Below are 14,572 nucleotides of genomic sequence, written 5' to 3' on the forward strand. Positions count from 1 at the left end.
GGGACGGGCTGTGACGTGACCCCCGGTTCTCGGTCCATCCCGGTTGCAACGAGGCGGGGGAGAGTCTGCCGCCCCCACTCGCGGCTCACTTCAGAGGGTCTGGCTGGGGCCGCGCGGCTTTCTGACGCGGCTTGCGGCGCGGCGCGTCCCGGCGGTTCTGGCGGGCGGGTTGCAGTTCGTCGCGGCCGTCGATGGAGGCCCACCAGTAGCGCCCGGCCTCGGCAAACTCGGGGTTGTAGCCGATGCGTTCCGAGATGTGCTTCCCCGCCTCGATCACCGCTTCGCGCAGCCGCGTCTTGTGCTGGTGGAAGCGGCCGGGCGGGACCGCCACACCGACCGCCACGATGGTTTCCCCGTTGTGGTTGCGAACCGGGGCCGACACGCAGCACAGCCCGGAGCGCACCTCCTCGATGTCGTAGGCATAGCCCCGCTCGCGCACCCGGGCGAGTTCGGAGGCCAGTTCGTCGGGGGCCGTGATGGTGTTGGGCGTGTAGGCGGACATCCCGTGCCGTTCCAGCACGCCTTCCACGAAGGTCCAGGGCCGTTCGGCCAGGAGAATCTTGCCGTGGGCGCTGCAATGCGGCGGCAGCACGCTGCCCATCGGCATCACCTCGGCGGCGTCGGCGCGGGTGCCGCCGAGCCGGATCACGCTGACCACTTCGCCCCCCGCCAGCACGCCCAGATGCACCGTCTCCCCGAAGCGGGCGCGCAGCCGTTCCATCTCCTCGCGGGCGACCTCGCGCCAGGGCGTGTTGTGCAGCAGCGCCTGGCTGAGGGTGAGGATGCGGAAGCCCAGGCGGTAACGCCCCGTCATCATGCGGTAGAGCAGGCCCACCTGGGTCAGCGAGCTGAGCAGGGCGTGGGCACTCGACTTGGGCAGGTCCAGCTCGGCGGCGACCTGACTCACGCCCCACTCGGGACGCTCGGGGGTGAACAGGTTCAGAACCTGACCGGCCTTCTCGACGGTATGCAGCATGTCTTTCTCAGGGCAGGGGAGAGGCGGCCTCGGGAAGCGTTCGGTTGGGTTCAGGATATACGAACGGGCCGCCTGATACCGACTTGCTCTGATTTCAGAACCTCCGGGAAAAACACCGGAGGTTCTTCCATCGCCGCAAGCCGGTATTTTCTTATTCTCGCTTCGCTCGGGTTCGTCTACGACTCACCTTAAGTTGGTATGAGTCCCCGCCCGGCCCTCTCCCCGCGACTCATGACCGGGGAGCGGGCGGGACGCAGACCGTGAGGGCTGTGCGGTGGGTCTGCACGCTCAGCATGACTTCCCAGGTCAGGTCGCCGTCCACGTTGGCATGTAGCGCCTCGCCCACGCCCATCACCCCGACCTCGCCCACCCGCTGCACCCGGAGCCGCGACGTGTCGCCCAGCTTCCAGCGGACGAGATTCGCCAGGGTGGCGAGCGGGGACCCGGCGGGAAGCGCGAGCAGCACCAGCCGCCCGTCCTGATAGTCGGCGCCGGGCACCAGCAGGTCTGCCGCCACGTCACGCGCGTTGGCGATCACCAGTTGCGGCGTGTGCAGCCGGGAGGGGACGCCGTCGGCCGTCACGGTGAGCCGCAGGGACGGGGGGTGTCGGGCCACCGGCCAGGCCGCCGGGAGGTACGCCAGCCAGCCCAGGCGGCGCTTGAGCGCCGGGGTGAGGTTGGCCGCGATCTGGGCCGAGAAGCCCAGCGTGACGGAATTCAGGAACACCCGGCCATTCACCTCCCCCACGTCCACGCGCCGCTCGCTCCCCGAGACGATCACCCGCGCGGCCTGCACCACGTCGCGGGGCACGCCCATATTGCGGGCAAAGGTGTTGCCGGTCCCGAGGGGCAGGATGCCCAGCGCCGTCCCGCTGTACAGGAGAGGCCGCGCGGCCTGCGCCAGCGTCCCGTCGCCCCCCGCCACGACGACCCGCCCGGCCCCGGCCCGCACCGCCGCCGTCACCACCTCTTCGGGGTCCTCTTCCCGGCAGTCGTGGACACGCGGAACCCAGCCCGCCGCCCTAAAGACGGCCAGGGCCTCCCGGTAGGCGGTCCCGCGCCGCGCGAGTGGATTGACGATCACTTCGAGCGGGCGACCTGCCTTCACGGGGTGCCCGCGAACAAGGCCGGACCCGTCCCGTCCGTACCGGCCAGGGCGTGAGCGGCGTGATCTGGCGTCGCGGCGCCAGGGAGGGCGGTTCCATGAACGTCCACGGGAGGCATTGTAAGCGCCTTCCACCGGCTTGTTCACCGGCCCGGAGGCGGGCATCGCCATAATCACGGCCGCGCCGCCCGGTACGATGCGGGCATGTCCCGTCCCCTTCTGCTCGGCCACCGTGGCTCGCCCCGCCAGCACCGTGAAAATACCCTGCGGAGTTTTCAGGCCGCCCTGGACGGAGGCCTCGACGGGGTGGAGTTCGACGTGCGGCGCCTCGCGGACGGCACGCTGGTCGTGCATCACGACGAGAGGCTCTTCGACGGGTGGCGGCTGGCCGACCTGACGCGGGGGCAGTTGGCACCGCATCCCGTACCCACGCTGGAGGAGGTCCTGGCCTGGGCGGCGGACACCGGCGCTTACCTCAACGTGGAACTCAAGTACGAGTCGTGGTGGCCCGACGACCGGGCGGCACGCACGGCCAAGCTGCTGCGGCGCTATGGCCTGCTGCCCTCGGCGGTCGTGTCGAGCTTTAACCCGCTGGTGCTCGCGGCCCTGCGGCAGGCGGCGCCCGAAGTCGAGCGGGGCCTGCTGTTCGACCGCGCGCCGGACGTGATGCCGCACGTCGCCGCCCGGCTTGGCGTGAGCGCCCTTCACCCGCGCTGGCATCTGGTCACCCCCGCGCTGGTGGAGACGGCCAGAACGCGCGGCTGGCGCGTCAACGTCTGGACCGTGAACGACCCGGAGTTTGCCCGGCACCTGCTCCAGCTCGGCGTGGACGGGCTGATCGGAGACGATCCGGGGGTCTTGCTCACAAGCCGCGAAGCGGATGTTATGCTGCGGGCACAAAAATCAATCTGAGATCGACGTGAGACGTGATGGCCGTCCACAGCCTTGTGCTGCCTGGCGCCCCCATTCTGCCTGACGGCGGCCTGACCCCGGCCCCTTACGCTTGCGCTTGCCCTGCGGCCCCCAGGAGGACATATGAAACAGTGGATGCTCACGCTCGCCCTGGCCGGAACGGCCTCTGCCCAGACCGTCACGGTGGATTTCTGGCACTCGTTCGGCGACGCCAAGCGCGCAGGCTGGATTCAGGCCCGCGCCGACGAGTACAACAAGACGCACCCCGACGTGAAGATCGTGCCCGCCTACAAGGGCGGCTACAACGACTCCTTGCAGGCGACCATCTTGGCGGCGCGCCAGGGCAAGCCGCCCGCCCTGGTCCAGATCTTCGAGGTCGGCAGCCAGCTCGCCCTCGACTCGGGGGCCTTCCAGCCGGTCAGCGGCATCAAGGACGTGGACTTCAGCGACTACATCAAGCCGGTCATCAACTACTACACCATCGGCGGCAAGGTGAACTCGCTGCCGTTCAACTCGTCGAGTCCGGTGCTGTACTTCAACAAGAACCTGATGCAGAAGGCGGGCCTGGACCCCCGGCGGCCGCCCACCACCTTCGGCGCCCTGATGCGGGACTGCGAGAAGATCAAGGCCGCGGGCATCGACGCCAAGTGCTTCACGGCGGCCGTGTACGGCTGGTTCGTGGAGCAGTGGATGAGCGAGCAGAATGCGCTCCTCTTGAACAACGGCAACGGGCGGCAGGCCCGCGCGACCGAGAGCAACCTCGACTCGGCGGCGGCGCGCAACATTTTCCAGTTCATGAAGGACGTGAACGACAAAGGGTACTACACCTATACCGGTAAGCTGGCGGACACCGACGGCAGCAACGCCATCTTCAGCAACCAGAAGGCGGTGTTCAACATCAACTCCACCGCCGACATCGGCAACGTGAGCGACGCGGCCAAAAAGGCAGGGTTCCAGCTCGGGATCGGCGTGCTGCCCATCCCCGACGGCACCAAACGCAACGGTGTGGTGATCGGCGGCGCCAGCCTGTGGGTCGCCAAGAACATCAGCAAGGCGCAGGCCGAGGCGGCGCTCGATTTCGCGCTGTACATGACCAACACCAAGAACATGGCCGACTGGCACAAGCTCACCGGTTACTACCCGGTCCGCAACAGTTCCATCGCGCTGCTGCGCAAGCAGGGTTGGTTCACCCAGACGCCGCTGCAACTCGTGGCCTTTAACCAGCTCCTCCAGACGACGCCCGATCTCGCCTCGGCGGGCGCGCTGAACGGCACCGCCATCCAGACGCGCAAGATCATGGAAGAAGGCCTCCAGAAAGTCCTGGGCGGCCAGAGCGTGGACGCTGCCATGAAGGACACCAAGGCGCGGGTGGACGCCGCGCTGCGCGAGTACAACCAGAACTTCCGCTGAAGGCTGCCCGCGTGGCGCGGCACCCCCGAAAGGTGGGGCGTGCGCCGCGCGTTTCTCCTTTCCGCCCGACCTGGAGGACCCATGACCGCCCTACCCACCGCGCCCCCCGAGGCCGCCCCGGCCGCCCGCGAAACCGAGGTGGCGCCCGCCTTTCGCAGCCGGGTGCTGCCGTGGCTGTTTCTCGCGCCGACCCTGATCGTGCTGGCCGTCTTCCTGTACCTGCCCGCCGTGCAGACGCTCCAGCTCAGCGGCTACCGCAGCAACATCGTCCTGGGCACCCGGCAGTTCGTGGGGCTCTCGAACTTCGCGGACCTGCTGGGCAGCCCCGTGTACCGCCAGGTGGTGGGGCAGACCCTCGCCTTCGTGGCGCTGGTCGTGGTGCTGGGCCTGGGCCTGGGCCTGGGTTTGGCCTGGCTGGCGAGCCGCCCGATTCGCGGCGGGCGCATCTACCGGCTGCTGCTGATCTTTCCCTACGCGCTGTCCCCGGCGGTGGCCGGGACGCTGTGGCTGTTTCTGTTCAATCCCGAGGTCGGCGCGGTCAACCAACTGCTGGGGTCGCTCTTCGGCCTGCGGCCCCGCTGGCTGGACGACCCGGCCCTCGCGTTCGGCCTGGTGACGGCCGCCGCCGTGTGGAAGGGCCTGGGGTACAACGTCGTCTTTTACCTGGCGGCCCTAACGAACCTGCCCCGGGAAGTGCTGGAAGCCGCCGAGATCGACGGCGCCAATGGTATGCAGAGCTTCTGGCGCATCGTGGTGCCGCTGCTGTCCCCGATGACGTTCTTCCTGCTCTTTACCAATGTGGTCTACGCGCTGTTCGACTCCTTCGGCCTGGTGGACATCCTCACGCGCGGGGGGCCCATCGAGGGGCAGGCGGGCGTGACGACCTTCCTGGTGTATCAGCTCTACGAGGACGCCTTCCGCAACTTCCGCACGGGCCTCGCGGCGGCGGAGGCGGTGCTGATGCTGGTGCTGGTGGGCACGATCACCCTGCTGCAATTCCGCTTCGGCAGCCGGAGAGTGCACTATGGAGGCTGACACGGTGAGGACCAATACGGCGGAGGTGACCCGCCCGGCCCGGGGCATCACGGGGCGCAGGCGTCTCTCCCACGCGCTCACGCACGCGGCGCTGATCGTGGCGGTGTTCCTGGTCGGGGTGCCGCTGCTGTTCGCGCTGATCAAGGCGACGCAGCCCGGCGATCAGGTCGTCACGCCCAGCCTGCTGCCCGGCGGGGCGTTCTTCTCCAACCTGGAGCGGGTGTGGACCGAGGCGCACCTCGGGCGCTACATGCTCAACTCCCTGATCGTGACGGTCGCGGTGGTGGTGGGCAAGACCGTGCTGTCGGTGCTGGCGGCGCTGGCGTTCGTGTACTTCCGCTTTCCGCTGCGCTCGCTGGCCTTCGCGCTGGTGCTGTTCACCCTGATGCTGCCCACCGAACTGCTGATCGTGGCGCTCTTCGATCTGGTGTCCACGCGGCTGGGCTGGGCGAACTCGTACCTGGCGATCATCGTGCCGTTCCTGGCCTCCGCGACGGGGACCTTTCTCTTCCGCCAGCACTTCCTGAACATCCCCAGTTCGCTGGCCGACGCCGCGCGCATCGACGGCTGCGGGCCGCTGCTGTTCCTGCGTCACGTGCTGCTGCCGCTGAGCGTGAATACCATCGGCGCCCTGGCCGTCATCCAGTTCGTGTACGTGTGGGACCAGTACCTCTGGCCGCTGGTGATCATGCAGAGTGACGAGCGCCAGGTGGTGCAGGTCGGCCTGCGCAAGCTGATCGACGTGGGCGGGCAGACCGACTGGGGCGCCGTGATGGCGGGCGCCATCGTGACCCTGCTGCCGCCCCTCCTGGTGTTCACGTTCCTCCAGGAACAGTTCAGCAAGGGCTTCGCGCTCGGCCAGGACAAGTGAGCCTCCTGCCAACTTGCGGCGATGGGTATGGCTCAGGCCGGGTGAAGCATCAAAGCGGGGAGTGGAACGCCTTCAGCCCCGGCGCTGCATCGCGTGATGGATGAGGTGGAGCAGGACGGCGTGCTTCCGGTTCCCGGACAGCCGGTCTTCCGTCAGCCAGCGGTACACCACGTCCTCGAAGAGAGAAACCAGGCTCTCATCCCCGCCCCCGAGGATCAGGGCCACCAGTTCGTCTTCCGTCATTCCCGCCGGGGGTGTGCCGTCTCTCTGAAGGGTTTCTTCGAGCAGATGCCGGAGGGCCTGCACCTGGGCCGCCCTCTCCTGGGCCTGGCGTCGAGTCTCTGCAGAAGAGGGTGGAGCTGCGGCCCGCGCACGCTCCATGATGACCTCGGGATCGGCCTGAAGCGAGGCCAGGACGCGCTGGGCGACGGGATGCTGGGCACGCACGATGCCGAGCAGGATATGTGGGGTGGACGTGACGGAGACGCCGAGCGCCCGTGCCTCCTGCGAGGCGATCTCCATGACGCGGCGCCCGAGGGGGGTGATGGAAGGCGTCTCCAAACGAACACTGTTGCCCTGGGGGGATGAACTCTTTCCCAGGGGGCTGAACTCCCTGACCTGCTGGCGCATCCGGTCCAGATCGGCCCCCAGAGCCGTCAGCACGTCGCGTCCGCCACCCTCGGCCCGCATCAGACCGAGAAGCAGGTGTTCCGGCCCCACCTGGGCGTGTCCCAGGGCGTTTGCCTCCTCACGCGCATAGTGAAAGGTCAGCCGGGCCGCGTCGTCGTAGAGGTTCATGGCGTGACCAGCGGCAGGAGGCCGATCAGGGCGCCCAAGGGGTTCGCCTCCCGGCGCGGCACCAGGGGGATGGGCTCCTGTCCCTTGTGGGTCATCCTGGCGATCACGCGCATGCTGGCCTCCTTGCCGAGCAGTATTAGGGATGAGGAAGCCGAAGTCATTCTGGGCCGCAGGAGGTGTGGCAACGGGGCGGTGAAGTCCCCCACTCTTCATGAGCGATTCGGTGTTCGGCCCTTAAAGGCAATGTCACGTTGTTGGGGGACCCGGCCGGATATGACTGGGAGGCAAGACCGGTGGAGGAGTCGCGACGCCCGGATGGACCGGGTGGCGGCCTTCTTCACTCACCTGGAGGAGCACATGACCCGCTACGGTGATGACCGCGACGACCGCTGGACGGACGACGGCTGGATGCGCGACAACGACCGCTGGGAAATGGACCGCGGCCCGATGAGCCAGGATTCCTACGGCGATTCCTTTGACCGTGATTACGACCGCAGCGGCGCTGGGGTTTACGGCGCCGACTCCGGCAGTGGTATGGGCTACGAGTACGGCTCTTCGGGCCGCATCTACGGCCCCGACTATCGGGAACGCCATATGTCCGGCCAGTCGGGCATGGAGAGCCACCGGGGCAAGGGGCCCAGGGGCTACCAGCGCAGCGACGACCGCATCCGGGAACAGGTGAACGACGCGCTGGAAGACGAGCACGGCGTGGACGCCAGCGACATCGAGGTGCAGGTGCAGAATGGGGAAGTGACCCTGACCGGCACGGTGAACGACCGCAACCAGAAGCGCATGGCCGAAGATTGCGTGGAGCGGGTGCGCGGCGTGAAGGATGTCCACAACCGGCTCCGCGTGCAGCAGGGCGGCACGGGCATGAGCACTGGCGACAGGGCCGGGAGCACCACCGTCATCACGGCGGGCACGGGCAACACCACCTCCAACCAGGAGCCCTGACCTTACCGCGCGCCGCACGACCGGGCAAACGCGCGGCGGCCCTTTTTGCTCTGGAGCTGATTTGTTGACATCAAGATGAATTGCCTACCCCCTTTCCCCTTGCGGGAGACTTGCAAAGCTGCGAAACAGAGGGCTGGGGAGAGGGGGCGACGTAGCGGCCTGCCCGCCTCCAAGAGGCAAAGGACTCAGTTGAATCTCGTATGGGAAGCGGCGCTCATGGCGCCCTCCCCGGCCTGCCTGCGTGAAAGGCGGCGATGGACCGGAGTTGGCCGCGATCAGTCATGGTCTGGCCTCTCCTGAATGCTGACGGTTCGCCCGGCCTGGGCAGCCCAGCAGATGAGAACTGGCGTAAGCGTGTCCTTGAGGTGCTCATGCTCCAGGCGGCCAGGCGCCCTGTACCGTGGAAAAGAGCTTTGCTGCGGGCGACCTAGCCGCCCCGCGCAGGAGGAGCGTCTGCCGGAGGCTACCTGCTCCCCCCGTCCCTGGAACGCATCCCAAAGGAGACTGACCATGCCCCAGAACACCCTCCAGATGCTCCAAACGCACCCCAACCCCGCCAGCGTGTTCGACCTGAACGCCCTGGCCAGGTGCATCGACGCCTGCTTCGAGTGCGCGCAGGTGTGCACTTCCTGCGCCGACGCCTGTCTGGGCGAGCGGGAGCACCTGATGCACCTCGTTCACTGCATCCGCCTGAACCTCGACTGTGCGGACGTGTGCGGGACGACGGGCCGGGTGCTGTCGCGGCTGACGCAGCCCGATCAGAACGTGCTGCGGACCCAACTGCAAGCCTGCGTAGCCGCCTGCCGCGCCTGCGGGGACGAGTGCGAGCGGCACGCCCGCGAGATGAACATGGAACACTGCCGCATCTGTGCCGAGTCCTGCCGCGGCTGCGAGCAGGCCTGCCAGAACCTGTTGGGCAGCATGGCGGCCTGACCGGGCTGGACGTTCTCAGAAGGGATCACGATGACAACGGCCGAGAAACCGCAAACCGGACAGGAACTGAGTGTCTCGCTGTACGTGAACGGCGAGGCGCGCGAGGTGTGGATTCCGTCCCAGGCCACACTGCTCGACGTGCTGCGTGAGCGCCTGGGGCTGACCGGCAGCAAGAAGGGCTGCAACCACGGGCAGTGCGGGGCCTGCACCGTCCATGTGGACGGCCAGGCGGTGCTGTCGTGCCTGACCCTGACCGCCACGCTGGAGGGGCGTTCCGTGACGACCATCGAGGGGCTGGCGGACGGCGAGGCGCTGCACCCGGTCCAGCAGGCCTTTATCGAACACGACGCCTTTCAGTGCGGGTACTGCACGCCGGGACAGATCATGTCGGCCATCGCCTGCCTCCAGACCGGCCATGACCGGGACGAGGGCGACCTCAAGGACTTCATGAGCGGCAACATCTGCCGCTGCGCCGCCTATCCCCAGATCGTGAAGGCGATTCAGAGCGTGGCCGCCCAGGGCGTAGCCGCACCAGGAGCGAGCGGGGAGGCGAGCGATGCGGCCCTTTGACTACCGGCGTGCGGGGGACGAGGCGCAGGCCCTGGCGCTGGGGGGCCGGTTCCTGGCGGGCGGCACCACCCTGATCGACCTGATGCGGCTGGACGTGGAACGCCCGGAGCGCGTGACCGACATCACCCGCCTGCCGCTGCGCGGGGTCGAGGACGCGGGGGGTGGGCTGCGGATCGGCGCCCTCGCCAGCAACACCGCCGTGGCCGAGCATCCGCTGGTGCGCCAGCGTTATCCGCTGCTGAGCGAGGCCATCCGCGCCGGAGCCTCCCAGCAGATTCGCAACATGGCCTCGATGTCCGGCAACGTGATGCAGCGCACCCGCTGCCCCTACTTCCGCAACCTGGACTTTCCGAGCTGCAACAAACGCGACCCTGGCAGTGGCTGCGGCGCCATCGAGGGTGACAGCCGCAAGCAGGCGATTCTGGGCACCTCGGACTGCTGCATCGCCACCCACGCCTCCGACGCGGCGGTGCCGCTGGTCGCGCTGGACTGCACCCTCACCCTGCACGGCCCGGAAGGCGAGCGCGAGGTGGCGCTGACGGACTTCCTGCTGAAGCCGGAAAACCATCCCGACCTCGAACACGACCTGCGGCCCGGCGAGCTGATCGTGAGCCTGAACCTGCCCGCCCTGCCGTGGGCCGTGAACAGCACGTACATCAAGGTCCGCGAGCGCGAGTCGTACTCCTTCGCGTTGGCCTCGGCGGCGGTGGCGGTCGATCTGGACGGGGATACCGTGCGTGATGTGCGGATCGCCCTGGGTGGCGTCGGCACGGTGCCCTGGCGCGCACGTGAGGCGGAGGACGCCCTGAAAGGCCAGCCCGCGACCCGGCAAGCCTTCGAGCAGGCCGCCCGGCTCGCCTTACAAGACGCCCGGCCCCTCCAGCAGAACGCCTACAAGGTGGGGCTGGCGCAGAGCGTGATCGTCCGCGCTCTGGAACGGGTCACCAGGAACGAGGAGAAAGCATGACCGGCACCCGACCCGCCCCCCTGCAAGTCCCCGGCGGAGCCATCGGACGGCGGATGAACCGGGTGGACGGCCCCGACAAGGTGACGGGCCACGCCACCTACGCCGCCGAATACGAGCTGCCGAACGTCGCCCACGCCGTGCTGGTCACGTCCTCCATCCCTTGTGGCCGGGTGCGGCGCATCGATACGGCGGCAGCCTGCGCGGTGGCAGGCGTGCTGGCGGTCCTCACCCATGAGTCGGAAGGCGTCAAGCTCAAGCCGGTGGAGCAGCCCTTCCCCAAGAGCACGTCGGGCACGGCCCTGCTCCCCCTCCAGACCGACAGGATCGAGCAGCGCGGGCAGGTCGTCGCCGTCGTCGTGGCCGAGACGCTGGAGCAGGCGCAGCACGCGGCCCTGCTGGTCGAGGTCGAGTACGACGAGGAACCCTTCATCGGCACGCTGCAAGGCAGCCTGGAAAGCGGGCGCGAGGACCTCCAGAAGCCGGTGGAGGACGAGGCCTATCAGCGCGGGAACGCCGAGCAGGCGTATCAGGCCGCCGAGGTGCAGCTCGACCTCACGTACACCACCCCGCAGGAAAACCATAATCCGATGGAACTGCACGCCACCCTCGCCTTCTGGGAGAGCGACACGCATCTCACGGTGTACGAACCGAGCCAGTGGATTCTGGCGCCGCAGCACACGCTGGCGCATCACTTTGGGCTGGAGCCGCAACAGGTGCGGGTGGTGTCGCCCTACATCGGTGGGGGCTTCGGCAGCAAGGCGGCGACGTGGTCGCACCTGCCCATCGCGGCACTCGCCGCAAAACTGGTGAAGCGCCCGGTCAAGCTGTCGCGCACGCGGGCGCAGGAATTCGCGGGCGTGGGCTACCGCCCCGCCACCGTCCAGCACTACAAACTCGGCGCGACCAGAGACGGCAAGATCACCTCCATTTCCCTCCACGCCGACACGCAGGCGGGCATGAACGGCGACTTCGTCGAGTCGGTCAGTCACGTCACCGAGATGCTGTACGCCGTGCCGAACATGCAGGTGTCCCAGACGCTCTGGCGCACCCACGCGGGCGACGGCATCATGATGCGCGCACCCGGCGAGGCCAGCGGGTCCTTCGGGCTGGAGAGCCTGGTGGACGAGCTGGCCTACGTCGTCGGCCTCGATCCGCTGGAACTGCGCCTGCGCAACTACGCCGAGACGGACCCCAAAAGCGGTCATCCGTACAGCAGCAAGCACCTGCGCGAGTGTTACCGGCAGGCCGCCGCGAAGTTCGGCTGGGAGAAGCGCAACCCGGAACCGGGCCGTATGCGCGACGGCGAGACGCTGCTGGGCTGGGGCATGGCGACCGTCACCTATCCCGTCTACGCCAGCCCCGCCACCGCCCGCGCCCGCATCCTCGAGGACGGCCGCGCCGAGATCGAGGCGGGGTCGCAGGACATCGGCACGGGCACCTACACCATCCTGACCCAGATCGCCGCCGACGGCTTCGGGGTGGCGCCGAACTGCGTGAAGGTGCTGCTGGGTGACACCAACTACCCCAAGAATGCCTACTCCGGTGGCTCGCGCACGGCGGCCAGCGTGGGCGACGTGGTGATGGCCGCCTCCTTGGGGGCGCGGCAGGAACTCGCGCTGCTCGCCACCGGGGACGAGCATTCACCGCTGCACGGCCTGAATCCCCACGACCTCGACGCGCGGGGAGGCCGCCTCTTCCTGAAGGCCGACCCCTCGCGCGGGGAGACGTTCCAGGACATCCTGGCGCGGGCGGGCCGCAACCATATCGAGGTGTACCGCGAGGTGCTGCCCATCGGCGGGAAGCGTGAGCAACTGGACGCCATGATGCAGGCCCAGAACGCCTCGGTGGAGGCGGACGCGGCGGGGTATGCCCGCCACTCCTTCGGCGCGGTCTTCGTGGAGGTGCGGGTGGACCCCGACTTCATGACGCCGCGCGTGTCGCGGGTGGTGGGGGTCTTCGACGTGGGGCGGGTCCTGAACCGCAAGACTGCCGAGAGCCAGCTCAGCGGCGGGATCATCTGGGGCGCCAGCATGGCCCTGTTCGAGCAGACCGAGGTGGACCCTACCACCGGCCTGGTGCTGAACGACGACCTCGCGGAGTACCTGGTGCCCATCAACGCCGACATCGGCACAGTCGAGGTGACGATGCTGGACGTGCCCGACACCCACGCCAGCGCCCTCGGTGCGCGGGGCGTGGGCGAACTCGGCATCGTCGGTATGGCCGCCGCCGTCGCCAACGCGGTCTACCACGCGACCGGAAAGCGCATCCGCGACCTGCCGATCACCCTCGACAAGCTGCTGTGATGGGGCCGTGCCCGGCGGACGGCCCGCGCAGTCGTCTCAGGTCACGCGACCGAACCGGGACCACCGAAAAAGACGCGCCGGAAGGGCTCGGCGTCGTCGAGGAGAGAGCGGGCAGACGGCTGAACCCTCACGCCGTCTGCCCGCTCATCCCAGCTTGGCCGCTGTGTGCCAGTCAGGCCTCCGCCACCTCGGAAGGAAGGGCCTCGTGCTGCACGCCGTCGGGGGCGCCCCGCTTGAAGAGGGCGCTGGTGATCAGGAACGCCAGCGGCGCTGAGGCCAGCAGCGGCAGCGCCAGCGTCAGGAAGCTGAGGCCCTCGTCGCGCACGGTCGTGACGACGGCCAGCACGATGATCAGGGCGGGCAGCAGCGCGACCAGCAGCACGCCGGGCAGCCCGCCGGGAATCCGGAAGGGGCGCGGCATCCCCGGCGCCCGCACGCGCAGGGCGATCAGCGCCGCGAATTGCAGCAGCAGGCTCACGCCGTACAGCAGCACCGTCGTCACCGCGAGCGTCTGGAACGGCCCGAAGGCCAGCAGCGCGTAGATGGCCGAGCAGATCAGGATGGACACCATCGGCGTGCCGTATCTGGGGTGCTGCGCGACCAGGGCGGACGGCAGATACCGGTCGGCGGCCAGCACGAACGGCAGGCGGCTGTTCGACAGCACCATCGCATTGAAGAGGCCTGCCGCGCAGAACATCCCGCCCACCGCCACCCAGATGCCCAGCCAGCGCCCGCCGATGGCGGTGGCGAGTTCGGGGAAGAACACGGTGTCCCCCCACTTGCTGTAGTCGGTCCCCGCCGTGAGGCCCGCCAGCACCGGCAGCAGGTACGCCAGGATGATCAGCGGCACCGCGATCAGCATCGCGCGCGGGATGACCTTCAGCGGATTTTCGATCTCGCCCAGGATCGTGCTGACGCCGTCCCAGCCCAAGAAGTTGTACATCACGATGAAGAGGCCCAGGCCGAACGCGCCGAAGATGCCGGTATGCGGCGGCGTGAAGGGTTGCCAGAAGGGCGTGGGGTGCGCGGCCCAGTGCGCGAGCGCCAGCACGAACATCGTGATGAAGGGCGCGAACACCATCACCGCGAAGACCTTGCTGCTGTCCCCGACCGCCTTGGCGCCCCGGATGTTCAGCCATGCGAAGCCCGCGATCAGCAGGGCCGCCACCACCCAGCGGGCGAGCGGGTGGTCGTCGAGCAGCGTCACGCCGAAGGTGAGCCGCAAAAAGCTGCTGGTGTAATCGGTAAAGAGGGCGCTGAAGCTCGCGGCGATCACCAGGCCGTACAGCCAGGCGAGCCATCCCTGCACGAAGCCCCAGAAACGGCCCAGGCCGCGCTTGACCCACACGTAATAGCCGCCCTCGACGGGCATCGCGGTGGAGAGTTCCGTCACCATCAGGACGGTGGGGATACTCCAGATGAAAGGCGTGATCAGGATCAGCGCGATGGCCATTCCCGGCGCGCTGCCGCTGATCAGGCCCTCGATGCCGAAGGCCCCGCCCGCCACCGTGAAATAGATGACCATGATGACGCCCCACAAGCCGAGCTTGGGACGCGCCGGGACCGAACTGCTGGAAGAAACCGTCATGGGAACCTCACGCGGAAAGGGAAAGGGGAGACGCCGAAACCGGGTTGTAATCTGCGCATCGCATGGTAGAAGCTGGACCCTTCCCCTGCCCTGTGAGAGTGCAACGAAATTCCGCCCGCTGGACTGGGAGGTTCCCACAATACAGGCTCT

At 68.3% G+C, this 14,572-nt stretch carries 14 protein-coding genes; 9 read left to right on the forward strand and 5 right to left on the reverse strand.

Going from position 1 to position 14,572, the window contains the following annotated elements; genetic code table 11:
* Positions 1-85 precede the first annotated feature (85 nt).
* Positions 86-976, reverse strand: coding sequence for an IclR family transcriptional regulator (locus E5F05_RS01335; RefSeq protein ID WP_129117239.1), 891 nt, complete (start codon positions 974-976; stop codon positions 86-88).
* A 229-nt stretch (positions 977-1,205) separates the two neighbouring features.
* Positions 1,206-2,084, reverse strand: a complete 879-nt coding sequence (locus E5F05_RS01340; protein ID WP_164973292.1) for a diacylglycerol/lipid kinase family protein — start codon at positions 2,082-2,084, stop codon at positions 1,206-1,208.
* A gap of 201 nt (positions 2,085-2,285) precedes the next feature.
* Here E5F05_RS01340 and E5F05_RS01345 point away from each other — a divergent pair, with 201 nt between their 5' ends.
* The 4 genes from E5F05_RS01345 to E5F05_RS01360 all read left to right on the forward strand — a co-directional run bounded on the left by E5F05_RS01345 (position 2,286) and on the right by E5F05_RS01360 (position 6,309).
* Positions 2,286-2,993 (forward strand): glycerophosphodiester phosphodiesterase, encoded by a 708-nt coding sequence (locus E5F05_RS01345; protein WP_129117241.1) that lies wholly within the window; start codon positions 2,286-2,288, stop codon positions 2,991-2,993.
* Between the two features lie 123 nt (positions 2,994-3,116).
* Positions 3,117-4,403: an ABC transporter substrate-binding protein gene (locus tag E5F05_RS01350; RefSeq protein WP_241687022.1), complete on the forward strand. Its 1,287-nt coding sequence runs from the start codon at positions 3,117-3,119 to the stop codon at positions 4,401-4,403.
* An 81-nt stretch (positions 4,404-4,484) separates the two neighbouring features.
* Complete coding sequence (locus tag E5F05_RS01355; RefSeq protein ID WP_129117242.1) at positions 4,485-5,438, forward strand: carbohydrate ABC transporter permease; 954 nt, start codon at positions 4,485-4,487, stop codon at positions 5,436-5,438.
* Positions 5,428-6,309, forward strand: coding sequence for a carbohydrate ABC transporter permease (locus E5F05_RS01360; protein ID WP_244944465.1), 882 nt, complete (start codon positions 5,428-5,430; stop codon positions 6,307-6,309). Before E5F05_RS01355 ends, E5F05_RS01360 begins: the two co-directional genes overlap by 11 nt.
* 72 nt (positions 6,310-6,381) lie before the next feature.
* On the opposite strand, the gene E5F05_RS01365 is transcribed toward E5F05_RS01360, so the two are convergent.
* Positions 6,382-7,107, reverse strand: a complete 726-nt coding sequence (locus E5F05_RS01365; protein WP_129117243.1) for a Clp protease N-terminal domain-containing protein — start codon at positions 7,105-7,107, stop codon at positions 6,382-6,384.
* Positions 7,104-7,268 carry a hypothetical protein gene (locus E5F05_RS21090; RefSeq protein ID WP_164973293.1) on the reverse strand — a complete coding sequence of 55 codons (165 nt, stop codon included), beginning with the start codon at positions 7,266-7,268 and terminating at the stop codon, positions 7,104-7,106. The genes E5F05_RS01365 and E5F05_RS21090 overlap by 4 nt, the downstream gene beginning before the upstream one ends.
* Positions 7,269-7,464: 196 nt before the next feature.
* Between E5F05_RS21090 and E5F05_RS01370 the strand changes: the two genes are divergently transcribed.
* The 5 genes from E5F05_RS01370 to E5F05_RS01390 all read left to right on the forward strand — a co-directional run bounded on the left by E5F05_RS01370 (position 7,465) and on the right by E5F05_RS01390 (position 12,834).
* Complete coding sequence (locus E5F05_RS01370) at positions 7,465-8,061, forward strand: BON domain-containing protein (RefSeq protein ID WP_241687023.1); 597 nt, start codon at positions 7,465-7,467, stop codon at positions 8,059-8,061.
* A gap of 510 nt (positions 8,062-8,571) precedes the next feature.
* Positions 8,572-8,994, forward strand: coding sequence for a four-helix bundle copper-binding protein (locus tag E5F05_RS01375; RefSeq protein WP_129117245.1), 423 nt, complete (start codon positions 8,572-8,574; stop codon positions 8,992-8,994).
* 30 nt (positions 8,995-9,024) lie between these two features.
* On the forward strand, positions 9,025-9,564 hold the full coding sequence (locus tag E5F05_RS01380; RefSeq protein WP_129117246.1) for a (2Fe-2S)-binding protein: 540 nt from the start codon (positions 9,025-9,027) through the stop codon (positions 9,562-9,564).
* Positions 9,551-10,531, forward strand: coding sequence for an FAD binding domain-containing protein (locus E5F05_RS01385; RefSeq protein ID WP_129117247.1), 981 nt, complete (start codon positions 9,551-9,553; stop codon positions 10,529-10,531). The genes E5F05_RS01380 and E5F05_RS01385 overlap by 14 nt, the downstream gene beginning before the upstream one ends.
* Complete coding sequence (locus E5F05_RS01390; RefSeq protein ID WP_129117248.1) at positions 10,528-12,834, forward strand: xanthine dehydrogenase family protein molybdopterin-binding subunit; 2,307 nt, start codon at positions 10,528-10,530, stop codon at positions 12,832-12,834. The genes E5F05_RS01385 and E5F05_RS01390 overlap by 4 nt, the downstream gene beginning before the upstream one ends.
* A gap of 172 nt (positions 12,835-13,006) precedes the next feature.
* Here the strand turns inward: E5F05_RS01390 and E5F05_RS01395 are convergent, their stop codons facing one another.
* Positions 13,007-14,422, reverse strand: coding sequence for an APC family permease (locus E5F05_RS01395; RefSeq protein ID WP_129117249.1), 1,416 nt, complete (start codon positions 14,420-14,422; stop codon positions 13,007-13,009).
* Positions 14,423-14,572: the final 150 nt, after the last annotated feature.

This window comes from Deinococcus metallilatus (assembly GCF_004758605.1).
Classification (GTDB): Bacteria; Deinococcota; Deinococci; order Deinococcales; family Deinococcaceae; genus Deinococcus; species Deinococcus metallilatus.

Excerpts from the sequence above, each read along its gene's own strand:
- E5F05_RS01335 (WP_129117239.1), bottom strand. The coding sequence starts at position 976 with ATGCTGCATACCGTCGAGAAGGCCGGTCAGGTTCTGAACCTGTTCACC.
- E5F05_RS01345 (WP_129117241.1), top strand. The coding sequence starts at position 2,286 with ATGTCCCGTCCCCTTCTGCTCGGCCACCGTGGCTCGCCCCGCCAGCAC.
- E5F05_RS01350 (WP_241687022.1), top strand. The coding sequence starts at position 3,117 with ATGAAACAGTGGATGCTCACGCTCGCCCTGGCCGGAACGGCCTCTGCC.
- E5F05_RS01355 (WP_129117242.1), top strand. The coding sequence starts at position 4,485 with ATGACCGCCCTACCCACCGCGCCCCCCGAGGCCGCCCCGGCCGCCCGC.
- E5F05_RS01360 (WP_244944465.1), top strand. The coding sequence starts at position 5,428 with ATGGAGGCTGACACGGTGAGGACCAATACGGCGGAGGTGACCCGCCCG.
- E5F05_RS01365 (WP_129117243.1), bottom strand. The coding sequence starts at position 7,107 with ATGAACCTCTACGACGACGCGGCCCGGCTGACCTTTCACTATGCGCGT.
- E5F05_RS21090 (WP_164973293.1), bottom strand. The coding sequence starts at position 7,268 with ATGACTTCGGCTTCCTCATCCCTAATACTGCTCGGCAAGGAGGCCAGC.
- E5F05_RS01370 (WP_241687023.1), top strand. The coding sequence starts at position 7,465 with ATGACCCGCTACGGTGATGACCGCGACGACCGCTGGACGGACGACGGC.
- E5F05_RS01375 (WP_129117245.1), top strand. The coding sequence starts at position 8,572 with ATGCCCCAGAACACCCTCCAGATGCTCCAAACGCACCCCAACCCCGCC.
- E5F05_RS01380 (WP_129117246.1), top strand. The coding sequence starts at position 9,025 with ATGACAACGGCCGAGAAACCGCAAACCGGACAGGAACTGAGTGTCTCG.
- E5F05_RS01385 (WP_129117247.1), top strand. The coding sequence starts at position 9,551 with ATGCGGCCCTTTGACTACCGGCGTGCGGGGGACGAGGCGCAGGCCCTG.
- E5F05_RS01390 (WP_129117248.1), top strand. The coding sequence starts at position 10,528 with ATGACCGGCACCCGACCCGCCCCCCTGCAAGTCCCCGGCGGAGCCATC.
- E5F05_RS01395 (WP_129117249.1), bottom strand. The coding sequence starts at position 14,422 with ATGACGGTTTCTTCCAGCAGTTCGGTCCCGGCGCGTCCCAAGCTCGGC.